Here is a 1,523-nt window from a genome sequence, read left to right on the forward strand (position 1 = left end):
GCAACGGCCTGGAAGGCGAGACCGATCAGGGCCCGCTGATCACCGCCGCGGCATTGCAGAAGGTGCGCGAACATGTCGGCGATGCCGTCGGGCGCGGTGCCCGGATCGTCACGGGAGGCGAAGGCCATGAAGCCGGCGAGCTGTTCCACCAGCCCACGGTCCTGACCGGCGCCAACCCGGACATGCGGCTGGCGCTGGAAGAGACCTTCGGACCGGTCGCTCCCCTCTTCCGTTTCGAAACCGAGGCCGAAGCCCTGACCCTGGCCAACAGCACCCGCTCGGGCCTGGCCGCCTACGCATTCACCCGCGACATGGACCGGTTCTGGCGCCTTGCCGAAGGTCTCGAGGTCGGCATGGTCGGCGTCAACAACGGCATCATTTCTTCGGAAACCATGCCTTTCGGCGGGGTCAAGGAATCGGGACTGGGGCGCGAGGGATCGCGTCACGGGATCGACGAATTCCTGGAACTCAAGGCCATAAGTCTCGGCTTGCCGCCGCAGCCTGCGATTGAAGCGGAGAAGCCCCGAAGGACATAGCTTCAAGGTGCTCTTACATGTTGCTTATAGTACAATTTGTTGCATAATGGTTGAGGGAGAAGGATTCGGCCATGAACGTTGCGACGGGAGTACGCAGGGAACGCGCGGGCGGCGCAGTCCGCCCATGAAGCGCGTGGTCGTTGCCATAACCGGAGCGACGGGCTCGGTTTACGGGCAGCGCCTGCTCGAAATGCTCCGCGAACAAGGTGGCTGGGAAACTCACCTCGTCATGTCGCAAGCCGCCTTGCTCAACATCCGCGAAGAAATTCCGGACGGCCGTCGCCTGATCGAAGGTGCGGCCGATGTGGTGCACAGCGTCCGCAATGTCGGCGCCAGCATCGCCAGCGGTTCGTTCCTGTGCGACGGCATGGTGATAGCGCCCTGCTCGATGCGCACTCTGGCAGCGGTGGCCCACGGTCTGTCCGACAATCTGATCACGCGCGCCGCCGATGTGATGCTGAAGGAGCGGCGCAAGCTGGTGCTGATGACCCGCGAGACGCCGCTCAACCTGGCTCACCTGCGCAACATGGTCGCCTGCACCGAAATGGGCGCGGTCATTTTTCCACCGGTCCCGGCATTCTACGCCCGTCCTGCAGGCCTTCAGGACATCGTCGATCACAGCTGCACACGGGTGCTGGATCACTTCGACATACATCGCAACGCAGCGGGCCGCTGGCAGGGACTTTCCACCGAGAGTGCGGTCGCCGAACCGGCGCCGCTGAAGATCGAAAGGCAGGCATGATGGCTTGGGATATCAAGCGACGCGAGCTCCTGGGAGCCGGAGCGCTGGGCGCAGCCGTGGCCGGGCTTGGCGTATTGCCCGGAGCGGCGGCGGCCCGCGCACGCAGGGTGACGGTGATCGAGGAAAGCGCGTCGCCGGAAAGCCGGATGTGCGCGGCGACGCGTGCCGAGAGCGGCGTGGTTGGCCGGACCATCCGGCTTGACCGGTCGCTCAATGTCCTTCTGCACGAACTGGACGATGCCGAT

2 protein-coding genes and 1 pseudogene are annotated in these 1,523 nt (G+C 64.7%); all 3 read left to right on the top strand.

Annotation, left to right across the window (positions count from 1 at the left end; all coding sequences use genetic code 11):
* A partial coding sequence (locus VMR39_RS27540) for an aldehyde dehydrogenase family protein (protein ID WP_325421251.1) occupies positions 1-536 on the top strand: 536 nt, incomplete at its 5' end.
* Between the two features lie 124 nt (positions 537-660).
* A complete protein-coding gene (locus VMR39_RS27545) occupies positions 661-1,278 on the top strand; it encodes a UbiX family flavin prenyltransferase (protein WP_025548158.1) in 618 nt (205 codons plus the stop codon).
* A pseudogene (locus tag VMR39_RS27550) lies at positions 1,278-1,523 on the top strand (hypothetical protein); the annotation flags it as partial. The gene VMR39_RS27545 and the pseudogene VMR39_RS27550, both read left to right, overlap by 1 nt.

The sequence above is a fragment of the Sphingobium sp. genome, from assembly GCF_035511395.1.
In the GTDB taxonomy this organism is placed as follows: Bacteria; Pseudomonadota; Alphaproteobacteria; order Sphingomonadales; family Sphingomonadaceae; genus Sphingobium.

Coding starts and splice junctions, on each gene's coding strand:
- VMR39_RS27545 (WP_025548158.1), top strand. CDS start 661: ATGAAGCGCGTGGTCGTTGCCATAACCGGAGCGACGGGCTCGGTTTAC.